We start from the raw sequence: 21,476 nt of genomic DNA, 5'->3' as shown, positions 1-21,476 counted from the left end.
TAATGGATATTGAAGATTTAGAAATTATTGATTTTCTTAAATCAACACTACCTCTCGATAGTGCTACTACTTCACAGCTTGAATCTTTAGTTAACGAAATACAAATAGGCTATAGAAAAAGAAAATATATCTTAACCCTTAAACCAGATTTTTTATATCTGGTGCGTAAGGGTGCTATTCTGATCGAGGATGAGAATGAGCAATTATTCTCTATCTTGGGTGAAAGACAATGGCTTGGTTATAACTCTCAATTGGTGTTGTATTCACATAGTTGTCAAGAAGACACTTTGTATTACAAAATCCCAAAAAAGTTATTTTTCGAGCTATTTTCAGATCAGAGTAGCGTGCATCATTTTTTCATTGATGCCGGATTAGAGTCTAGTATCAAGGTTCAAAATATCACTAAGCAAAATAGCCTACTAAATAATTCTGTACTTTCCATGTCGAGAGCGAACGATGCTTATCTGATTGATCCTAGTACGAGTATTCGTGATGTTGCTAAGTTAATGAGTAGCAAGAATGTGACATCTGTGGTGGTGACAGAGAACAATATGTTGAGTGGTATCGTGACTGACAGAGCTTTTTGTACCAAAGTAGCCGCTTCCGGGTTAGATGTATCCTCGCCAGTTAGTGATATTATGACAATCAACCCAATCTCAATTGCACATTACAAAAGTGGTGTTGAGGCTATGTTGTTAATGGCTAATTCTCATATCAGGCATCTACCAATTCTTAAAAATAACCAGGTGGTCGGCATGATTACCGCAGCAGATCTTTTGAGAAAACAAAGTCATAATGTCGTTTTTTTGATCAATGAAGTGCTAGTGTCTAAGACAGTTGAAGATTTGAAAAAGATATCGGAGCAGGTGCCACTCTTATTACAGCATAGTTTTGAATCTAATATGGATGAGCATGACATCACTTATTCCATTAGCTCAGTCGGTCGATCCATTAATCAGCAGCTATTAAAACAGGCTGAAGATTTATTAGGGTCCCCGCCAGTTCCTTATGCATGGGTAGTTGCAGGCTCTCAAGCAAGATCTGAGCAAATCGCACATACTGACCAAGATAATTTATTGATTTTATCTGATGATTATGATGATAAATTACATGGAGAATATTTTTCAAAATTAACTCACTATGTATGTGATGGTTTAAACGAGTGTGGCTATATTTATTGCCCTGGTGATGTTATGGCGACCAATCCAAAATGGAGGCAACGTGTTTCTGTTTGGCGTTCTTATTTTAACAGCTGGATTTTGAGTCCAGATCCAAAGGCGCTGATGTATTCCAGTATTTTCTTTGACCTAAAATGTATTTATGGCACTTCTGAACTGTTAGATGAGTTATTACCAGATGTTTTAAATAAGACACGAAAAAACACCATCTTTCAATCTCACATGGCTCACAATGCTGAGCATTACGTACCACCTTTAGGATTTTTTAGAAATTTTATTGTAGATCATCATGGTGCTGACAAAAAAACACTGGATTTAAAAAAGAAAGGCGTTGTTCCGATTGTTGATTTTGCTCGTGTTTATGCTTTATCAAAGGGAATTAGAGTAGTTAATACGCAAGATAGGCTAAGAGAGTTGATGGATATTAAAGCCTTAAGTCGTTCAGGCTCTAGTGATTTAATTGAGGCTTATAAGTTTATCAATTTGGTTAGAATCGAGCATCAGTCAAGACAAATAAAGAGTGGTAATACTGCCAATAATTTCGTTCCAACAAAAAAAATATCTTCTTTAGATCAAAAGCATTTAAAAGATGCATTTGGTATTGTTTCTAATATGCAGTCAGCCATGAGTTCTCAGTATCAAACATCCATATTATGAATAAATTGGTCTCTTACTTTTTGCCTAAGTATTACCAAAAATTCTTATTATTGAAGCCTAATTTATCACCAGCGCTTACTCAATATTTACGCAAACCCTTGATTCACAAAAAAACACGCATTCAAGATATTGAGTTTTTAGTGCTTGATTTTGAAACAACAGGATTAAACCCTTCTAAAGAAAAAATTATTAGCATGGGTTATACAGTTATTAAAAATTTACATTTATTAGCCGCCTCCAGTAGACATTTGTTAATTAATCCTAAGCAATCTTTAACGGAAGAAAATGTCAGTATTCATCAATTAACAGATGATGATTTAAGCCAAGGTGTTGGCCTAAAATATGCAATGGAGCAGCTTTTTATTGAGATGCGCAATAGAGTCTTGATTGTTCATTTTGATAAAATTGAAAAAAGATTTATTAATTGTGCCTGCCAAAAGTTATACCAAATAAATCATCTGCCAATAATAATGATAGACACACTGAAAATTGAAAATATTAAAATGATGAATACTCAGGGTTATGTTCGACCTAACAGTTTAAGATTATTTTCTTTGAGAGAGCGGTATAACTTACCAAGATATAAAGCGCATAATGCTATGCAAGATGCCATTTCAACTGCTGAGTTATTTTTAGCCCAAGTTAGCCACATGGGAGACTCTAATTCAATTAAATTAGATGACTTAATTTAAAAAAATACTTTTTTTGAAAATTAATTATTAGGTATTATTAATTCATATTTCTTAAATAACCTATTACTATGTATCCAGTTATCCAGCCAGTAAAAACGCCTATTTGTGATGAAAAAAAGTATGAGTCAATGTATGATGATTCTATTAATAATTCAGATGAATTTTGGGCTACTCAAGCCAAAGAATTCCTAAATTGGGATAAAGATTGGAATGAAGTATCCAATGTAGATTACACGCAAGGAAAAATCGAATGGTTTAAGGGCGGTGAATTAAATGTTGCTTATAACTGTATAGATAGACATCTTCCAAAAAGAGCTAAGCAAACAGCAATCATCTGGGAGGGTGACGACCCTAGTGTTAGTCAAAAGGTAACTTACCAGCAGCTACATGATGAAGTTGCAAAGCTTTCTAATGGTTTAAAGAATTTAGGCGTTAAAAAGGGTGATCGAGTTTGCATCTATATGCCAATGATTTTGGAGTCTGCTTATGCTATGCTGGCATGTGCTCGAATTGGCGCTATTCATTCAGTCGTATTTGGTGGATTTTCACCTGAAGCATTGAAAGATAGAATTCTTGATTCTGAATGTAAGGTTATTATTACCGCTGATGAGGGTTTACGTGGTGGAAGATCTACGGCACTTAAGGCTAATGTTGATCTTGCAATCGAAGGGTGTGATTGTGTTACTAAAGTCGTTGTTGTCCAAAATACTAAAGGCGAGGTTACATGGGGTGATAAAGATGTTTGGTACCATGATTTAGTAGCAGATGTTGCAAGTGAATGTCCTTGCGAATCATTTGATGCTGAAACGCCATTATTTATTCTTTATACATCTGGCTCTACTGGTAAGCCAAAGGGTGTTGTACATACTTCAGGCGGCTATTTATTGTATGCAGCCATGACGCATAAATACGCATTTGATTATCAAGAGGGCGATATTTACTGGTGTACAGCGGATGTTGGTTGGGTAACAGGTCACTCATATATTGTTTATGGGCCATTGGCTAACGGTGGTACAACACTAATGTTTGAAGGTATACCAACTTATCCAGATGCTTCGCGCTTTTGGCAAGTCATTGACAAGCATCAAGTTAATACTTTTTATACAGCACCGACAGCAATTCGCTCATTAATGGGTGCTGGTAATGAATTTGTTGAAAAAACTGATCGTTCTAGTTTGCGTATTTTAGGTACCGTTGGTGAGCCAATCAACCCAGAAGCTTGGGAGTGGTATTACCGCACTGTTGGTCAGTCTAGATGTCCAGTAGTTGACACTTGGTGGCAAACAGAAACAGGTGGTCATATGATTTTACCATTACCTTATGCAACCGCTTTAAAGCCAGGATCAGCAAGTAAGCCTTTCTTTGGTATTGAGCCGCAAGTAGTTAATGAAAAAGGCGATATCCTTGACGGTGAAGCGGAAGGCATTTTGGTGCTAGCTAGATCGTGGCCAGGGCAAATGCGCACACTTTACAATAATCATGAGCGTTTTATGGAAGCTTACTTCTCAACTTTCAAAGGTAAGTATTTTGCTGGTGATGGCGTTAAGCGTGACAGTGACGGCTACTACTGGATCACTGGACGAGTAGATGATGTATTGAATATTTCAGGCCATCGTTTAGGCACAGCAGAGATCGAGTCAGCACTTGTCTTGCATGAAAGTGTTTCAGAAGCTGCAGTTGTAGGTTATCCGCATGATATCAAAGGACAAGGTGTTTATGCTTATGTTTCTATGATGAATGGCATAGAACCAACAGATGAACTAAAAACAGAGCTGGTTAAGTTAGTGCGTCGTGAAATTGGGCCAATTGCAAGTGTAGACAAGATTCAATTTGCACCAGGACTGCCGAAAACAAGAAGTGGTAAGATTATGAGACGAATCTTAAGAAAAATTGCGGAAAATGATTACGATAATTTAGGTGATACTTCCACTTTGGCAGAACCAGAAGTGGTGGTAGATCTAATTAATAATCGAGTGGTTTAAGGCTTAAATTACTGGGCTTGAAGTTTTTTCAAGCCTTTTTTAATTTTATCTTTTAAGCTAACTTCACACTGATTATGATAGCTTTTTTGCATGCCTTTATCTAAAGAAACGATCTTTCCAAATACCTGATTTTCAAGCTCAATTGTGTTTTTAATATTTGCACAATAGTTGTTAATCTCTTCAGTTGTATAAGAAACTAATGTTGCCACACCGATTACAGGTACGATTAATCCAGTGATAGCAATACCACTAGAAGTTTCTTTTAGCTCTTCAATTCTGGCAATATTTTTCTCAACTGTTGTTTTGTTTTGAGTTTCGAAAACACCTTGAAGGAAGCTAAGCTTTTCAGTAGATATGCCTAGCTTTTTCTCAACTGATTTCAAAGAGCCTTTAAGCGTTTTAACTTGTATTCTTGCGTCACTTATTTGAGAGATTTCATTACCTAAAACACTGGTTTTACTTGTCACTAATGAAAGTTTTTCTTGAGAAATCTTAAGTGCTGATTGTGCTTTTATTAATTGATTATTAAGCGATTCAAGAACTGCATTGTCAGAGGTATCAGTGTCAGTTTTAGTTGGCTGCAAAGCGTTTAGTTTTTGATTGTACTCTTTTGTTATTTCAGCCGTCTCTTGCTCTAAAGTCTCTAGTTTTTCACTATAAAAAAAGTAGCCTGCAATTAATGCAAAAGCTAGAACAATGGCGCTAAAAAGTGATTTGTTTTCCATGATAAGTTCTCGTATGTAAATGGTGTAATTAAGACACTATTATACATGATTTTAGAAATTATATAAGAATATTATTATATTTTAATATAAAAAAATAAAGACTATTTAAGCCATTGAGCAGCTTGTTTAGCATAATAGGTTAAGATTGCATCACTACCAGCACGCTTAAAAGACAGTAAGGTTTCTAATACAACCTTTTTTTCATCAATCCAACCATTTTGGCTGGCTGCTTTAATTTGTGCATATTCTCCGCTGACATGATAGGCAAAAGTTGGCATACCAAATGTTTGTTTCACTCGATAGACGATATCAAGGTAAGGTAGTCCAGGCTTAATCATGACCATGTCAGCACCCTCATCAATATCCAAGCCTACTTCACGAATGGCTTCATCAGAATTAGCTGGATCCATTTGATAAGTTTCCTTACTAGAACTCCCCAGATTGCCAGCAGAGCCGACTGCATCTCTAAAAGGCCCATAGTAGCTAGAAGCATATTTAGCTGAATAAGCCAGAATATTAGTATGAATAAAGCCATTTTCTTCTAAGGCATCACGAATTGCGCCTATACGCCCATCCATCATATCTGAAGGGGCGACAATGTCACTTCCAGCTTGCGCATGAGACAGAGCTTGTTTAACGAGTACTTCAACGGTCTCATCATTAAGAACATAACCTGATTCATCAATAAGTCCATCTTGACCATGAGTAGTGAAAGGATCAAGAGCAACATCAGTAATCACAGCAAGCTCAGAAAATTTTTGTTTTAATGCGCGTACAGCTCTTTGTGCAAGGGCATCAGGATTAAATGCCTCTTGAGCATCTAGGGTTTTTTTGTCATTAGCCACGACTGGAAACAAAGCTACTGCACGAATGCCTAAATCAACTAATTCTTGAGCTTCAATTAGTAATTGATCAATACTCATGCGCTCGATATCAGGCAAAGAATCAATGCTTTCACGCTTGTTTTCACCTTCAATGACAAAGATTGGGAAGATTAAATCGTCCGTTGTTAATGTGTTTTCACGTATTAATTCACGGGTATGCGTGTGTTTTCTCAAACGACGCGGTCTATGGGTTAAAATTGGCATTCTTATTTAACATTTCTAATAATTTAACCGATTATACAACAATGAATCAATCAAGCGAAACCTTAACCAGTATGTCAAGCGTCAAAGAGGCGTTTATTAAACCTTTTCCTAATTCAAATAAGATTTATGTACAAGGCTCACGAAAAGATATTCAAGTGCCAATGCGTGAAATCACACTCACAGAAACTATTGGCGAGTTAGCTGAAAAGAATGATCCTATCCATGTCTATGACACCTCAGGTGTTTATACAGATAGCAATGTGAAAATCGATTTACGTAAGGGTTTAGATAGTATTCGTGATAACTGGATCGATGAAAGAGAAGATGTGCAAATGCTTGAAGGTATGAGTTCAGTTTTCTCAAATGAACGTTTAGATAATGCTGAACTAGATACACTACGATTTGAATTTTTAAAAACACCTAAATGCGCGAAAGACGGAAAGAACGTTACTCAAATGCATTATGCGAGACAAGGTATTATCACACCAGAAATGGAATATATTGCCATTCGTGAAAATTGTAAATGGCAAGATTATAAAGATCAAATTGGTCAGCAGAAAGGTGAAAGCTTTGGTGCTGAAATTCCTGAGCTGATCACTGCAGAATTTGTTCGTAGTGAAGTGGCACGTGGACGCGCCGTTATTCCTGCAAATATTAACCACCCTGAGACTGAGCCGATGATTATTGGCCGTAATTTTATGGTGAAAATTAATGGCAACATTGGTAATTCAGCATTGGGCTCAAGCATTGAAGAAGAAGTAGACAAAATGGTTTGGGGAATTCGTTGGGGGGCAGATACAATTATGGATCTTTCAACGGGTAAAAATATTCATGAAACTCGCGAATGGATTATTAGAAACTCTCCAGTTCCAATCGGTACAGTGCCTATTTATCAAGCTTTAGAAAAAGTTAATGGTGTGGTTGAAGATCTAACTTGGGAGGTATTTAGAGATACGCTAATTGAGCAAGCTGAGCAGGGTGTTGATTATTTCACGATTCACGCAGGTGTTCGTTTAAAGCATGTTCCTTTGACGATTGATCGTATTACAGGCATTGTGTCTCGTGGTGGCTCTATTATGGCCAAATGGTGCTTAGCGCATCATACAGAAAGCTTTATTTATACTCATTTTGAAGATATTTGTAAAATTATGAAAAAGTACGATGTTACTTTTTCATTGGGTGATGGTCTGCGCCCAGGTTGTATTGCTGATGCAAATGATGCAGCACAATTTGGTGAGCTTGAAACCCTAGGCGAGTTGACAAAAGTTGCCTGGAAGCATGATGTTCAAACTTTTATCGAGGGCCCTGGACACGTTCCAATGCAAATGATTAAAGAAAACATGGAAAAGCAGCTTGACGAATGTGGTGAAGCGCCGTTTTATACATTAGGCCCATTAACGACGGATATTGCTCCAGGTTATGATCATATTACTTCAGCCATTGGTGCTGCACAAATCGGCTGGTATGGCTGTGCTATGCTTTGTTACGTGACACCTAAGGAGCATTTAGGCTTACCAAATCAAGATGATGTAAAAGAAGGCATTATTGCTTACAAAATTGCAGCACACGCTGCTGATTTGGCCAAAGGCCATCCAGGTGCTCAAATTCGCGACAACGCTTTATCTAAGGCACGTTTTGAATTTAGATGGGAAGATCAGTTTAATCTAGGTTTAGACCCAGATACAGCTCGTAAATATCACGATGAAACCATGCCTAAGCAAGCAGCTAAGACGTCACACTTTTGCTCAATGTGTGGCCCGAAGTTTTGCTCTATGAAAATTACTCAAGAAATTAAAACCATGGATGCAGCAGAAATTGCTAAGATTAATGCCATTCAAGTGGAAATGGATCTCAAATCGGCTGAGTTTTTGGCGAATGACAGTGAAATTTATATGAAAGAGGACGCTTAAGCGTTCGTTTTCATTTTTTGCGAAATTTCTATTTGTTTAAAGGCTTTTAGGCAGCATTGCTTAGAAGGATTAAGGTTTTCACAGTTGCAGTAGTTGTTTTTGGTCTGAAATATCACAAAATCCTTTAAAACACTGCCTTTTCCAACTTTTAGTGCCTCTAGATAGGCATTTTCACTGATATTAAAGCAGTAGCATAAAGGCTTTTCATTGATTTTTTTGTTGCAACAGCCCATTTCGATTATTTCCTAAATTTTTTAAGTAAAATTAGTTACTTTAATTATAAAGATTTTATCTATGTGGCTTGCAACATTAATTAACATCATTATCGTTACTCTGAGTGTCCTAATTCATTATGAATTTTTGTACCGTGCCACTAAGCTGGTGCCTAAAGCCCATATTAAACATCGATTTAGAATTGTATTCGTGGTGTTTATTGCGCTAATTGCTCATATGGTTGAGATATGGCTCTTTGCACTGGCTTATTTTTTAATGAGCAAAGATAAGATGTGGGGTGAAATACAAGGTAATTATGATGGTTCACTTATGGATAGCATCTATTTTTCATTGACCAATTTCTCCACGCTTGGCTTTGGTGATATTCAGCCTATAGGCTCTATTCGTTTATTAGTTGGCATGGAAGCTCTAGTTGGTTTTGTACTGATTACTTGGACTGCTTCTTTTTTGTTTTATGAGATGCAGCGTCATTGGGGTAATGAAAATGGATAGTTTAAAAAAAGTGGTATTAAGTTTAACGATCTTAGGTGTTATCTTTTCCAGTTGGGTTGTCGCTGCGCCGCATCCTTCCAAACCTTGGATTGATATTCAATATCCGCAAGATAAAGAAAAGCGTTGGTGGGACGATGCCTGGTGGAAAGAAGGTCAATTACCAGAGCCACAAAATCATAAAGTGTCTATGCAGAGCGTAACTTATATGGATGGCGATGTTGAGGTTGAAGCTTATATATTTAAACCAACAAAACCAGGTAAATATTTGCCTGTGTTATTTCAGCATGGACGTAGAGGTCTTGATAGTTGGACTTTGCCAAGTATTAAGCGTTTGGCAGCTAGAGGATTTATTGTACTAGCACCAGATATGTTTGGTACTTATATGACATCTAATTTTCCTGTTGAGCATAAATATATTTACGACGAACATGTGGCAAAAGGTATCGATACTTTACTACAGCGAACCGATATTTTGGGAGACAGAGCGTGCACTGTTTCTCATACTCGAGGTGGTTACATGGCATTAAGGGCGTTGGTTAAACATCAAAAGCAGGACCAGGTTGCTTGTTATGTATCATATTATCCGCACTGGCAAGATCCAAATGCACCAGAAGTTAAGCAGATATATCAATACGCACCAGAGCTCAACACGCTTAATGTGCCCACTTTGGTTTTTGTTGGTGAGCACGATCAATATCAAAGAATTCGCCCGATTATGGCCGGCATAGAAGAATTACAAGGTAGAGGGGTGGACGCGCAGTTGTTTATTTATCCAGGCGTTGGCCGTGGGTTTGAATTTAGACCGATACATGTGAGAACGTTTGCAGATGATTTGGCAGCAAAAGATGCCATCCAAAGAACTGCCGACTTCGTTAGAAAAAATTTAAATTAATAGTTATTTTTTTTGGTTTAGCAATAAGTTGATTTGATTGGCTAGATTGTTCACAGCTCCTTGTTTTGATTTAAAGTACTGATTTGCGTTTTTACCAAGCTGACTAGATTTTTGCTGATCGGATAATAGCTGGATGATTTCTGTCAATAGCTGATCAGAATTTTGCACCTGAATTGCACCCTGATTGTTGAGTAGCTCAGAAGATATTTCGGCAAAATTAAACACAGTTGGACCAAAAATAATAGGCTTTGAAAGTGCTGCTGGTTCAAGCATATTGTGCCCACCTGTAGCATTTAAACTGCCACCCATAAACACGATATCGCTAATTTCAAAATAGCTCATCATTTCACCCATAGAGTCACCTAATAGAAATTGTGTACTCGTGGTTGACTTTAATCTTGATCGACGAGCAATGGTTAAATTAGAGTGGGTTACTAATTTTTCCACCTCATTAAAACGCTCTGGGTGTCTTGGAACAATAATTAAAAGCGCATCAATGCTATCCTGATATTTTAGGAAGCTATCGATAATCTGGCGCTCTTCTCCTTCATGGGTGCTCGCAAACGTTACCACTGGCCTGTCATTTGTAATTTTATTAAGCGCATTAATGGTTAGTATGTCTGCTTGGGGGTTTAGGTCAAATTTGATATTACCAGCATTAACTACTTTTTCTTTTTGCGCGCCAAGAAGAATAAATCGATTGGCTGAGTTTTGGTTTTGTGTTGCAATAAGACTTAAGTTATTAAGTGTTTCGTTAACCAGTTTGGGAGCAAATTTTTGATATTTTTTAAGTGAGCGTTCAGACATTCTGGCATTGATTAAAATGCTTGGTATCTGTTTTTGTTTTAAGGCGTTAATTAAATTAGGCCATATTTCAGTCTCCATCAAAATACATAAATCAGGTTTTATTTTATTAATATAGCGTTTAACAATAAAGCCTAAGTCAAATGGGAAATACAAGTGCAGCACTTTGTTGCCATAGTGTTGTTTTAGTGCATCTGAGCCTGTTGGTGTCGTGGTGCTTACCAATATTCGATGAGCCGTATGTTGTTTAATCAGTGCATCAATTAGGGAGATTGAAGCTCTAAATTCACCAACTGATACGCAATGGATCCAGATATTAGGTGTGGATATTTTTGGGATATATCCGAGTCTTTCCAATACTCTTTTTCTGTAGTTTGGTGCCTTGATGGATTTCACAAATAATCGAATAATTAAAATGGGTAATAATAAATATCCAACTAGGCTGTATAGGGTTCGATTCATTTGTCGGTGGTATAATAGCTTTATTGTATTTTAGCGGTTTTTTATGAAGTTTGTTGATTCTGCCAGTATTCGTATTGAAGCTGGAAAAGGTGGTGGCGGTTGTTTGAGTTTTCGTCGAGAGAAATATATCCCAGATGGCGGACCAGATGGCGGTGATGGAGGTGATGGCGGGCACATATATTTCCGTGGCCAGGAGAGTTTAAACACGCTGAGCGAGTTTCGCTTTAATCGTTTATTTAGAGCAAAAAATGGCCAACCTGGAGCGGGCCAAAATAAACGTGGAAAATCTGCGGACCATCTAACAGTTGAAATTCCATTAGGCACCAAAATTTACGATTTAGAAACAGATGAGCTGATTGGTGAAATGATTGAGCATGAGCAGATTGTTTTGGTTGCCAAGGGTGGTTTTCATGGCTTGGGTAATACACGTTTTAAATCTAGCATTAATCGTGCACCACGTAAAACCACAACAGGCTCACTGGGCGAAATACGTGAAATTGGCCTAGAAATGAATGTGATGGCTGATATTGGATTACTTGGAATGCCTAATGCAGGAAAATCAAGTTTGATTCGCCAGATATCCAGTGCACGTCCTAAAGTAGCCGACTATCCATTTACAACACTGCACCCATCATTAGGCGTGGTCTCTTATTATGATGAACATATTGTGATGGCTGATATCCCTGGCTTAATCGAAGATGCGAGTGAAGGTGTTGGCCTGGGCTTTGAATTTTTAAAGCATTTATCTCGCTCTAAAGCTTTACTGCATGTGGTTGATATTTTGCCAGCAGATGCATCAGATCCTGCTAAAAACTTTTTAACTATTGAAAAAGAGTTAAGAAAATATGATCCAGAATTAGCTGACAAGCCGAGAATGCTTGCAGTCAATAAAATGGATTTGTTACCTGAAGATGATCGTGATGAAGTAGTTAAGACTTTGTTAAAAGACATTGGCTACAAGGGTGAATTTTATAATATTTCAGCATTAAACGGCCTGGGCTGTAAAGACTTAGTCAAAGGCTTGTTCATGCTAGTTAAAAATAATAACAATGAATAAACAAAGGTGGGTAGTTAAGATTGGATCGGCACTCTTAACCAATGATGGACAAGGGTTAGACGTTAGCGCCATTAGCTCTTGGGTTGAGCAGATTGTACAATTAAGAAATCAAGGAATTGAAGTGATTTTAGTTTCTAGTGGCGCCATTGCAGAAGGTATGAAGCGCTTAGGTTGGTCGAGTCGACCAGAGAGTATTCATCAGCTTCAAGCTGCTGCTGCCGTTGGGCAAATGGGCTTAGTGCAAACCTATGAATCTTTATTTGCAAAGCACACAATCCATACAGCTCAAGTGCTGTTAACTCATGACAATCTAGCTGACACTCTGCAGAGTGACAATATTTCAGCAACCTTAAATGCACTACTTGAACTAAATACAGTACCAATTGTTAATGAGAATGATACGGTTGCCACTGAAGAAATTAAATTTGGTGATAATGATACCTTAGCAGCACTGGTGGCTAATTTAGTAGGTGCAACTCAATTGGTTATTTTGACAGACCAGGGCGGCCTTTATAGCGCCGACCCTAGGCAAAATTCTGATGCTGAACTGATTTCAAAAATTCAGGTTGATGATGAAAAATTAGAAAAAGTAGCAGGTAGAACGGGCGGTTCATTAGGTTCTGGCGGGATGTATACCAAAGTATTGGCTGCTAGAAAAGCTTCCCATTCAAATACCAATACGGTTATTGCTTCTGGCAGACACCCTGATGTCTTAATAAAATTAGGTGCTGGCGAACATGTCGGAACTTTAATCCATTGTTAGCTTATATTGGGCTAGGCTCGAACCTTAATGAGCCAAAGCAACAAATCAAAACCGCAGTTATGGCGTTGCATGCAACTAAAGATGTACAAGTAGTTAATCTTTCTAGCTTGTATCAATCACCACCAGTGGATGATTCAAAACAGCCTGATTATATTAACGCGATTGCTCAAGTTGACACACACCTCACGCCGTTAGAATTGCTCTATGTTTGTCAAGATATTGAAACCAAACAACACCGAGTGCGTGAAAAAAAATGGGGCGCTAGAACTATTGATTTAGATATTATTATTTATGGCGTTCAAGTGGTCGCCTCTAAACAATTAATTATCCCGCACCCTGAAATGATGAATAGAGCTTTTGTTCTTATTCCATTGGCTGAACTTGAAGATGATCTAAAAGTACCGGTATTAGGCCCTATTCAAGATCTTATTGAGGAATTAGGCGAGTTTAAATTAACAAAATTATGACACTTACTCAACTACAATCTTTTAAAGAAAGCGGTGAAAAGATTACTTGTTTAACCGCTTACGATTCCTCATTTTCCAAGCTATTTGACGAGTGTGGTGTGGATGTAATTTTGGTAGGTGATTCGTTAGGTAATGTGATTCAAGGGGCGCAAAATACATTAAATGTTACCATGCAAGATATGATTTACCATACTCAAGCAGCTGCAAAGGGGATTCAAAATGCCTTGTTGATTGGTGATATGCCGTATCAAAGCTATACCAATCCTGAGCAAACTCTAAAAAATGCTGAGCGCTTAATGAGTACTGGTGCACACATGATAAAATTTGAAGGTGGGTCAGAGCATGAGGCTTCTTTTAAGCTCTTGCAGGCTAATAACATTCCCATATGTGGTCATTTAGGATTACAACCGCAATCTGTAATTGAAATGGGTGGCTACAAGGTTCAAGGCAAAGATGAACAGAGTGCACAGCGTATTTTAAAAGATGCCAAATTGCTTGAATCTTGGGGGGTTAAAGCGATCGTAATTGAATGTGTGCCCGCAAAGCTTGCCAGTAAGATTAGTCAGTCGATTTCCATTCCAACGATCGGCATTGGTGCAGGAGTTGACTGCGATGGGCAGGTATTAGTTAGTTACGATATGCTTGGAATTAACACAGGGTATTTGCCTAAATTTGTCAAAAACTTTTTGACTGGTAATGACTCAATTGAATCTGCAGTAAAAGACTTTGTTGACTCAGTTAAAAATCAAACCTTCCCCAGCGATGAGTATAGCTATTAATGAAAGTTTGTTCAAATAATAAGCAAATAGCTGAGGTGGTTTCGATATGGAAATCTCAAGGAAAAACAATCGCTTTGGTGCCAACCATGGGAGGCTTGCATGCTGGCCACTTATCTTTAGTTCATCAGGCTAAAGAAAATGCCGACAAAGTTATTGTTAGTATTTTTGTCAATCCAACGCAATTTGGTGAGCATGAAGACTTTGAAAACTATCCAAAAACCTTGGATCAAGATCTATCCGAGTTAGAAGCTTGTGCAGTTGATGCGGTCTTTACGCCAGACAAAAAACAAATCTATCCAGACGGCTTTAAGAGTCCTTTAAAAGCTGGAAGTTTATCTCAAGGGTTGTGTGGCAATTCTCGCCCTGGTCATTTTGATGGAGTGGTTCAAGTAGTGAATTGCCTGTTTAAAATTACCAAACCTGACGTGGCTATTTTTGGCCAGAAAGATTACCAACAATTATTGGTTATTGAGCAAATGGTTAAAGCATTAGCACTCCCTATCAAGATTCTATCGGGTGATATTGTTCGTGAAAAAAATGGGCTTGCCATGAGTACTAGAAATCAATATTTATCAATGGATGAAAGAGATCTTGCAACCAATCTATATAAAGTTTTAAAAGATTTAAAAAAAGAAATTTTACAAGATAAAGAGATAGAACAAGCTAGGCTAAATTCAAATAGAGCCTTGGAACAGCATTTTAAAATAGAGTATTTATCAGTGCTTGATGCTAATACCCTTAAATCTATTGCAGACAATACCAACAAAATTGCGATATTATGTTCTGTATTTTTAGGATCAACTCGTTTGATCGATAATATAATTTTTAATAAAGGATAGCCATGTTTAGTATTTCGGATGAAGCCCAAGCGTATGTTGCGGATCTATTTTCTCAGCAAGATGACCAAGAATTAGGCCTTAAGGTCGATGTAACGCGTGCCGGAACACCAGCTGCAACTGTGTCATTTAATTTTTGCCATCCAAAAGATCTAACGCCAGGCTATGAAAAGTTTGAATATAAAGGATTTTTATCCTACATTGATAAAGCTAACTTTCCTTATTTAAAAGGATCAGAGGTAGCTTTAAAAGACGAAGGTACCGGAAAAAAACTGACTATTACTGCGCCTAATGCTAAAGGCGAAGAGCCAAAAGACGATGCACCCCTGGAAGAGAGAATTAAATATGTTTTGGCAGCTGAAATCAGCCCAGGACTTGCATCACATGGTGGTTTTGTTGATTTGGTTGAAATTACTAAAGACAAGGATGTGATTCTTAATTTCGGTGGAGGTTGCCAAGGTTGTTCGTCAGTAAAAGCAACTTTAGAACAGGGTGTTGAAACCCAACTTAGGAATCTTTTCCCAGAGATTAAATCCGTGCGCGATGTAACTGACCACACTCAAAAAGAAAACGCCTATATGTAATAACTTCTCGAGGCTTAGGCCTTGATTTTATATGGTGTAAAATAATCGCTATGATTATTAAAATTGATGCAACTGAACAAGACCGTAAGCGTGCTAAAGCTGCTCACGAACTCTTTACTATCAACACTATCCTAATTCACATTATTGGTACATTGGGGCTGATAAAGTTACTTAATACTAGTATGAATGTTGCCATTGGGATAACGATTGTTATCTCTATGAGTATCATTTTTTATACCTATCTACGAACCAAAAAAGCTAAGAAAAACGATGCTTATTTGGTGTACCTGCATTGGCAAATGTCGCTTAATCGCTATAAGATTCTGATCAGCGCTTATGTGTTTTATATTTTAATCACATTGCTTGGAATAACTATTGGCGATAACGGTGTCAGTAGTATGGATGGCACTAGTATTACTGGCTCAATTTTTACATTACTAGGCACTGTGCCATTATTTTTTGCTGTGCTTGTTTCTGCCGTGCTAGGGTCTGGCTCTATGTTTAATGCAGGTCGTGGTGAGGTAGAACAAAAATTTACTCAAAAACATCCGCAATGAATGAGTTTGATCTAATTGAAAAATATTTCAATTGGAACATTGAAGATACTAACCTATTAGGGGTTGGTGATGATTGCGCCCTAATTTTAATTGACAGTCAATATCAAATAGCAACTAGCGTCGATACATTAATCGAAGGCGTGCATTTTCCTAAGAATACTTCTGCCAGTGATATTGCTCATAAAGCTCTAGCAGTTAATTTAAGTGATTTGGCCGCCATGGGTGCAACCCCTCAATATTTTACGTTGGCGCTAACATTTCCTGAACTCGACGAAAACTGGCTCAATGATTTCTCTAGCTCGCTTAAAGCATTGGCCGATCTTCATCATATTACTTTGGTGGGTGGTGACACGACTAAAGGAGTGCTAAGTATTACTATTAATGTCACTGGCATAGTAAAAAAGGGTGAGGCTTTATTGAGGTCATCTGCTCAAGTAGGAGATACCATCTTTGTTTCTAATACATTAGGAGATGCTGCGCTTGCTTGGCAGCAAATTCAGCAAAATATTCGCCCGAGTGAATCACTTTTAAAAAGCTTTAACACACCCGATCCGCAAATAAAACTTGGTCATTCATTAGTTGGAGTTGCTAATGCCTGTATTGATATATCAGATGGTTTAGAGCAAGATCTTGGCCATATTCTTAAGCGATCAAACCTAGGTGCGCGTATTAATTTAGTTGATATACCACTAAGTAATGAGGTTCAGACCTATACTCAACAGAGCCAAGATTGGTGTTTAGTGCTTGCGGGAGGTGATGATTATCAGTTATGCTTTACAGTAGCGCAAAATAAAATCAAACAGGTTGAACAATTATCAAAAGATTTAAACGTAAAGCTAACACCTATCGGAATGATTACCCAAGAATTAGGACTTGAGCGCTTAGGTGGGTTTAATCAAAAGTGCAAATCTTACAAGCACTTTTGATTAACGTTTGATTAAACTTCTTTCTTCTCAGAGATTGTTTTGCAATCAATGCACTCATTTGCAGTAGGACGTGCCTCTAGACGAACCAGTGAAATTTCAGCACCACAAGTTTTACAATAGCCGTAATCACCCATCTCAATAATATGTAAAGTTTTATCGATTTTTCCGATTAATTTACGTTCACGGTCTCTTGTTCTGAGCTCCAATGCAAATTCTTCTTCAAGTGTTGCACGATCATTAATATCAGCTACTTGCGTTGAATCTTTTTGAATATGGCTAATAGTTGATTCCGCATCACTTACTAATTGGTTTCTCCAAATATTTAACTTGTTGATGAAATGATCAAGCTGAGCTTGACTCATAAATTCTTCACCTTTTTTAGATACGTAATGTGGGATATCTTGATAGTCTGTCTGCGACATAAATTTAAGATTAATTCAAAAAAAATATCTTTATACCTAAAGTGTCTTAAAATAGCAATTTATTTCTCATATATTTAACTACAAAAGCATCATGACTTTAGAAGCATTAATTTTTGACGTTGATGGAACCCTTGCTAACACTGAAAGAGATGGGCATTTGGTCGCTTTTAATTTAGCTTTCAAAGAATTGGACCTTGATTGGAATTGGTCCAATGAACTTTACCATGAATTGTTAAATGTGACCGGCGGTCAATTGCGAATTAAACACTATGTCAATAAATATTTACCTAATTTTGAAATAGAAGATTTAAATGCTTTTGCCTTAAAATTACATCAACTTAAAACAAAAAAATATGTTGATATTGTGGAGCAGGGCGATATGCCTCTTCGACCTGGTGTCGAGCGTTTGTTTAATGAGGCGCGAGCAGCAGGTTTGCGTCTAGCTATTGCAACAACAACAACACCAGCTAACGTTGATGCTTTGATTATTAGTACGCTAGGTAGAGAGGCATTAGATTGGTTTGAAGTTATCGGCGCAGGTGATGTGGTGCCAAATCTGAAGCCAGCTGGAGACATTTATCATTATGTTTTAGAGCAGATGAATCTTGAAGCATCTCAATGCTTGGCATTTGAAGATTCTCATAACGGTATTGTTTCCGCAGCTGATGCTCATCTCGAAACTATTATTACGGTTAACGATTATACTGATACACATGATTTTACAGGCGCTGCTGTTATTTTAAGTAATTTGGGTGAACCAGATCAGCCGTTTAATCTAATTCAAGGTAATCAAACAAAAGCCAGTTATGTTGATGTGGCTTACTTGCAGGAGCTCCATGCACAACATTGTTAAATTAGCAAATTCTACACGTGTTTATGATGTCGCAACAGTTACACCACTTTCTCATGCGCATCAGCTTTCTAAACGCCTAAAGAATAATATCTATTTAAAGCGTGAAGATGAGCAATCAATTCATGCTTTTAAGAATAGAGGTGCATACCAAAAAATTTCTTCTTTATCATCTGAACAAAAAGCCAAAGGTGTTGTAACAGCTAGCGCAGGTAACCATGCTCAAGGAGTAGCCTTGTCTGCTACAAAATTAGGCATCAATGCACTAATTGTAATGCCATTATCAACCCCCAAAATTAAAGTTAATGCGGTTAAGCAATTGGGCGGCAAGGTTGTGCTTCATGGCGATGTTTATGATGATGCCTTAAAGCATGCCAAACAACTTGAAAAACAACAAGATTTAGTCTTTATCCACCCATATGACGATATTGAAGTGATGGCAGGCCAAGCAACTATTGCTAAAGAGCTATTGGAGCAATTACCAGCGATTGATAAAGTATTTATTCCTGTAGGGGGTGGTGGTCTAATTGGTGGTATGGCAACCTATCTTAAGCATTACGCACCAAATATTCGCGTCATTGGTGTTGAGCCACAAGACTCTCCAACTTTATATGAAGCCCTAAAGCATAATGAGCGTGTAGTTTTGCCAGAAGTAGGTCGTTTTGCTGATGGCGTTGCGGTTAAGCAAATTGGTGAAAAAACCTTTGAAATGGCTAAGCAATTCGTCGATGAAGTTATTCTAGTGAGTAATGATGAGCTCTGTGCAGCCATTAAAGATATCTATGAAGATGTTCGTTCTATCTCAGAACCAGCTGGTGCGTTATCAACTGCGGGTATTAAAAAATATCTCCAAACACATGATTTAAAAAACGAAAATCTAGTTTCAATAGTATCTGGCGCAAATGTCAACTTTGATAGATTGCGCTATATTTCAGAGCGTGCTGACATTGGTGAGAACAATGAAGCAATTATTGCGGTCACCATTGATGAAAAACCAGGCAGCTTTTTAAAATTCTGCGAAATGTTGAAAGATCATTCAATTACTGAATTCAACTATCGGTATGGCTCTAATGAGCAAGCGCGAATCTTTGTGGGTATTTCACTCAATGAAGGTCTGAATGAAAAACAAGTACTATTAGATCGTTTATCAAACTCTTTTGATGTACTAGATATGAGTGATAATTCTATCGCCAAAACACATATTAGATATATGGTTGGTGGACGCAGTAACTGCGAGCATGAAGTGTTATACCGATTTGAATTTCCAGAGCGTCCAGGCGCCTTGCTAGATTTTTTAAAGAAAGTGGGTAGTCATTGGAATATTACTTTATTTCATTATCGCAATCATGGTGCTGATTTTGGCCGTGTATTAATTGGTCTGCAAGCCCAAGATGTTGCTCAATTAGAGCAAAGCTTTGACGATCTAGGATATTTCTACCAAAACGAAACTGATAATAAAGCTTATCAATACTTCCTTTAGAGAAGCAACAAAAAAAGATCTAGAGGCAATTTTAGCGATTGAAAATTGCGTATTTTCTTCGCCTTGGAGTCAGCAAAAATTTCTTGATTCATTTCAAAATTCAAGCGTTAGCATGCGATTAATTTCGTATGATGATCAAATTGCAGGTTATTTGATCACCTTAAACTCAATAGATTTTATAGATATTTTAACGATTGCCATTACTCCTCAGTTTCAGCGTAAAGGGTTGGGTAGGGAGCTATTAGATGACCTATTGCAACGTTTAGACAAAAACAAGGTTCGCTCTATCATGTTAGAAGTTAGAGTTTCTAATGTATCAGCCATTCACTTTTATCAAAAATATGGTTTTGAATTGATTGATACTCGCAAAAAATACTACTCGAACCTTGAGGATGCTAAAATACTACACTTACTTATTTAATAAAATATCCGGAAATACTAATGAGCTATCAACATATTCAAGTGCCAGAAAACGGCGAAAAAATTACTTTTGAAAATGGTACTATCAAAGTTCCTAATCATCCAATCATTACTTATATTGAGGGTGACGGTATTGGTAGTGATGTTTCCCCAGTGATGAAAAAAGTTATTGATAGCACTATTCAGAAAACCTACAATGGTGAAAGATCTATTAAATGGATGGATGTTTATGCTGGCGAAAAGGCGAGTGATATTTATGGTGAATACTTGCCTCAAGAAACAATTGATGCCATTCAAGAATTTGTTGTCTCTATTAAAGGGCCATTAACCACCCCAGTTGGCGGCGGCATGCGCTCTTTAAATGTTGCCATTCGTCAAGAGCTTGATCTATTTATTTGTCAGCGTCCTGTGCAATACTTTACAGGCACACCAACTCCCGTTAAAGCTCCTGAGAAAGTAGACATGATAATTTTTAGAGAAAACTCTGAAGATATTTATGCAGGTATTGAATATCAAGAAGGTACAAAAGAAGTCAAAAAACTAATCGACTTTTTGCAAAATGAAATGGGTACAACTAAAATTCGTTTCCCAGAAACTTCAGGCATTGGTATTAAGCCAGTTTCTAAAGAGGGCACAGATCGTTTAGTTCGCGCTGCTATTCAATACGCTATTGATAACGATAAAGATTCTGTCACGCTTGTACACAAAGGCAATATCATGAAATTCACCGAAGGTGGTTTTAGAGATTGGGGCTATCAGATGGCTCAAGAAGAGTTCGGTGCTAAAGTGATAGGCGATGGACCATGGTGTGAATTTACCAATCCAACAACAGGCACTATTATCACTGTTAAAGATGTTATTGCTGACGCCTTCTTGCAACAAATCTTATTGCGTCCTGAAGAATACTCAGTCATCGCAACACTAAATTTAAATGGTGATTACATATCTGATGCATTAGCAGCTCAAGTTGGAGGTATCGGTATTGCACCTGGTGCTAATTTATCAGATACAACCGCTGTATTTGAAGCAACCCACGGAACAGCACCAAAATATGCCGGTTTAAATAAAGTTAATCCAGGCTCTATTATTCTATCTGCAGAAATGATGCTTAGGCATATGGGCTGGGTTGAAGCTGCAGATAAAATTTTAGAAGCTATGTCTACCGTTATTCAAAACAAAACAGTTACTTACGATCTAGAGAGATTAATGTCTGGCGCTA

At 37.5% G+C, this 21,476-nt stretch carries 22 protein-coding genes; 18 read left to right on the top strand and 4 right to left on the bottom strand.

What is annotated here, in order from left to right; genetic code table 11:
- The first annotated feature begins 2 nt into the window (after nucleotides 1-2).
- From N9Y32_04755 to acs, 3 genes are all read left to right on the top strand, one after another.
- Nucleotides 3-1,835, top strand: a complete 1,833-nt coding sequence (locus tag N9Y32_04755; GenBank protein ID MDB2590324.1) for a DUF294 nucleotidyltransferase-like domain-containing protein — start codon at nucleotides 3-5, stop codon at nucleotides 1,833-1,835.
- Nucleotides 1,832-2,527, top strand: coding sequence for an exonuclease domain-containing protein (locus N9Y32_04750; GenBank protein ID MDB2590323.1), 696 nt, complete (start codon nucleotides 1,832-1,834; stop codon nucleotides 2,525-2,527). The genes N9Y32_04755 and N9Y32_04750 overlap by 4 nt, the downstream gene beginning before the upstream one ends.
- 68 nt (nucleotides 2,528-2,595) lie before the next feature.
- Nucleotides 2,596-4,509: an acetate--CoA ligase gene (gene acs / locus N9Y32_04745; GenBank protein MDB2590322.1), complete on the top strand. Its 1,914-nt coding sequence runs from the start codon at nucleotides 2,596-2,598 to the stop codon at nucleotides 4,507-4,509.
- An 8-nt stretch (nucleotides 4,510-4,517) separates the two neighbouring features.
- Here acs and N9Y32_04740 read toward each other — a convergent pair whose 3' ends face one another.
- Complete coding sequence (locus N9Y32_04740; GenBank protein ID MDB2590321.1) at nucleotides 4,518-5,234, bottom strand: hypothetical protein; 717 nt, start codon at nucleotides 5,232-5,234, stop codon at nucleotides 4,518-4,520.
- Nucleotides 5,235-5,335: 101 nt separating this feature from the next.
- Complete coding sequence (gene hemB, locus N9Y32_04735) at nucleotides 5,336-6,322, bottom strand: porphobilinogen synthase (protein MDB2590320.1); 987 nt, start codon at nucleotides 6,320-6,322, stop codon at nucleotides 5,336-5,338.
- Between the two features lie 41 nt (nucleotides 6,323-6,363).
- Between hemB and thiC the strand changes: the two genes are divergently transcribed.
- The 3 genes from thiC (at nucleotide 6,364) to N9Y32_04720 (ending at nucleotide 9,850) form a co-directional block, all read left to right on the top strand.
- Complete coding sequence (gene thiC, locus N9Y32_04730; protein MDB2590319.1) at nucleotides 6,364-8,232, top strand: phosphomethylpyrimidine synthase ThiC; 1,869 nt, start codon at nucleotides 6,364-6,366, stop codon at nucleotides 8,230-8,232.
- Between the two features lie 294 nt (nucleotides 8,233-8,526).
- A complete protein-coding gene (locus N9Y32_04725; protein MDB2590318.1) occupies nucleotides 8,527-8,958 on the top strand; it encodes a potassium channel family protein in 432 nt (143 codons plus the stop codon).
- A complete protein-coding gene (locus tag N9Y32_04720; GenBank protein MDB2590317.1) occupies nucleotides 8,951-9,850 on the top strand; it encodes a dienelactone hydrolase family protein in 900 nt (299 codons plus the stop codon). Before N9Y32_04725 ends, N9Y32_04720 begins: the two co-directional genes overlap by 8 nt.
- Before the next feature lie 3 nt (nucleotides 9,851-9,853).
- On the opposite strand, the gene waaA is transcribed toward N9Y32_04720, so the two are convergent.
- On the bottom strand, nucleotides 9,854-11,116 hold the full coding sequence (waaA, locus tag N9Y32_04715) for a lipid IV(A) 3-deoxy-D-manno-octulosonic acid transferase (GenBank protein ID MDB2590316.1): 1,263 nt from the start codon (nucleotides 11,114-11,116) through the stop codon (nucleotides 9,854-9,856).
- A 43-nt stretch (nucleotides 11,117-11,159) separates the two neighbouring features.
- On the opposite strand from waaA, the gene cgtA reads away from it, so the two are divergent.
- From cgtA to thiL, 8 genes are read left to right on the top strand one after another with little or no spacing between them, the layout of a single operon-like run.
- Nucleotides 11,160-12,173 (top strand): Obg family GTPase CgtA, encoded by a 1,014-nt coding sequence (cgtA, locus tag N9Y32_04710; GenBank protein MDB2590315.1) that lies wholly within the window; start codon nucleotides 11,160-11,162, stop codon nucleotides 12,171-12,173.
- A complete protein-coding gene (gene proB, locus N9Y32_04705) occupies nucleotides 12,166-12,936 on the top strand; it encodes a glutamate 5-kinase (protein MDB2590314.1) in 771 nt (256 codons plus the stop codon). The genes cgtA and proB overlap by 8 nt, the downstream gene beginning before the upstream one ends.
- Complete coding sequence (folK, locus tag N9Y32_04700; GenBank protein MDB2590313.1) at nucleotides 12,930-13,403, top strand: 2-amino-4-hydroxy-6-hydroxymethyldihydropteridine diphosphokinase; 474 nt, start codon at nucleotides 12,930-12,932, stop codon at nucleotides 13,401-13,403. The genes proB and folK overlap by 7 nt, the downstream gene beginning before the upstream one ends.
- Nucleotides 13,400-14,182, top strand: a complete 783-nt coding sequence (gene panB, locus N9Y32_04695) for a 3-methyl-2-oxobutanoate hydroxymethyltransferase (protein MDB2590312.1) — start codon at nucleotides 13,400-13,402, stop codon at nucleotides 14,180-14,182. The genes folK and panB overlap by 4 nt, the downstream gene beginning before the upstream one ends.
- Entirely contained in the window at nucleotides 14,182-15,021 is an 840-nt protein-coding gene (gene panC, locus N9Y32_04690; protein MDB2590311.1) for a pantoate--beta-alanine ligase, read from the top strand. The genes panB and panC overlap by 1 nt, the downstream gene beginning before the upstream one ends.
- A 2-nt stretch (nucleotides 15,022-15,023) precedes the next feature.
- Nucleotides 15,024-15,602: an NfuA family Fe-S biogenesis protein gene (locus tag N9Y32_04685; GenBank protein ID MDB2590310.1), complete on the top strand. Its 579-nt coding sequence runs from the start codon at nucleotides 15,024-15,026 to the stop codon at nucleotides 15,600-15,602.
- Between the two features lie 50 nt (nucleotides 15,603-15,652).
- Nucleotides 15,653-16,159, top strand: a complete 507-nt coding sequence (locus tag N9Y32_04680; GenBank protein MDB2590309.1) for a hypothetical protein — start codon at nucleotides 15,653-15,655, stop codon at nucleotides 16,157-16,159.
- Nucleotides 16,156-17,085: a thiamine-phosphate kinase gene (gene thiL, locus N9Y32_04675; GenBank protein ID MDB2590308.1), complete on the top strand. Its 930-nt coding sequence runs from the start codon at nucleotides 16,156-16,158 to the stop codon at nucleotides 17,083-17,085. Before N9Y32_04680 ends, thiL begins: the two co-directional genes overlap by 4 nt.
- 11 nt (nucleotides 17,086-17,096) lie before the next feature.
- On the opposite strand, the gene dksA is transcribed toward thiL, so the two are convergent.
- Nucleotides 17,097-17,507: an RNA polymerase-binding protein DksA gene (gene dksA, locus N9Y32_04670; GenBank protein ID MDB2590307.1), complete on the bottom strand. Its 411-nt coding sequence runs from the start codon at nucleotides 17,505-17,507 to the stop codon at nucleotides 17,097-17,099.
- Nucleotides 17,508-17,598: 91 nt separating this feature from the next.
- Here dksA and N9Y32_04665 point away from each other — a divergent pair, with 91 nt between their 5' ends.
- The 4 genes from N9Y32_04665 to icd all read left to right on the top strand — a co-directional run.
- Nucleotides 17,599-18,360: an HAD-IA family hydrolase gene (locus N9Y32_04665; protein MDB2590306.1), complete on the top strand. Its 762-nt coding sequence runs from the start codon at nucleotides 17,599-17,601 to the stop codon at nucleotides 18,358-18,360.
- A complete protein-coding gene (gene ilvA / locus N9Y32_04660; GenBank protein ID MDB2590305.1) occupies nucleotides 18,344-19,837 on the top strand; it encodes a threonine ammonia-lyase, biosynthetic in 1,494 nt (497 codons plus the stop codon). The genes N9Y32_04665 and ilvA overlap by 17 nt, the downstream gene beginning before the upstream one ends.
- Before the next feature lie 28 nt (nucleotides 19,838-19,865).
- The gene (gene rimI / locus N9Y32_04655) at nucleotides 19,866-20,258 is read left to right on the top strand and encodes a ribosomal protein S18-alanine N-acetyltransferase (protein MDB2590304.1); all 393 of its coding nucleotides are present in this window, start codon (nucleotides 19,866-19,868) and stop codon (nucleotides 20,256-20,258) included.
- Between the two features lie 20 nt (nucleotides 20,259-20,278).
- A partial coding sequence (gene icd, locus N9Y32_04650) for an NADP-dependent isocitrate dehydrogenase (GenBank protein ID MDB2590303.1) occupies nucleotides 20,279-21,476 on the top strand: 1,198 nt, incomplete at its 3' end.

The organism is Candidatus Thioglobus sp., assembly GCA_028228555.1.
Classification (GTDB): domain Bacteria; phylum Pseudomonadota; class Gammaproteobacteria; order PS1; family Pseudothioglobaceae; genus Thioglobus_A.
This window is presented reverse-complemented; position numbering and strand designations above follow the sequence as displayed.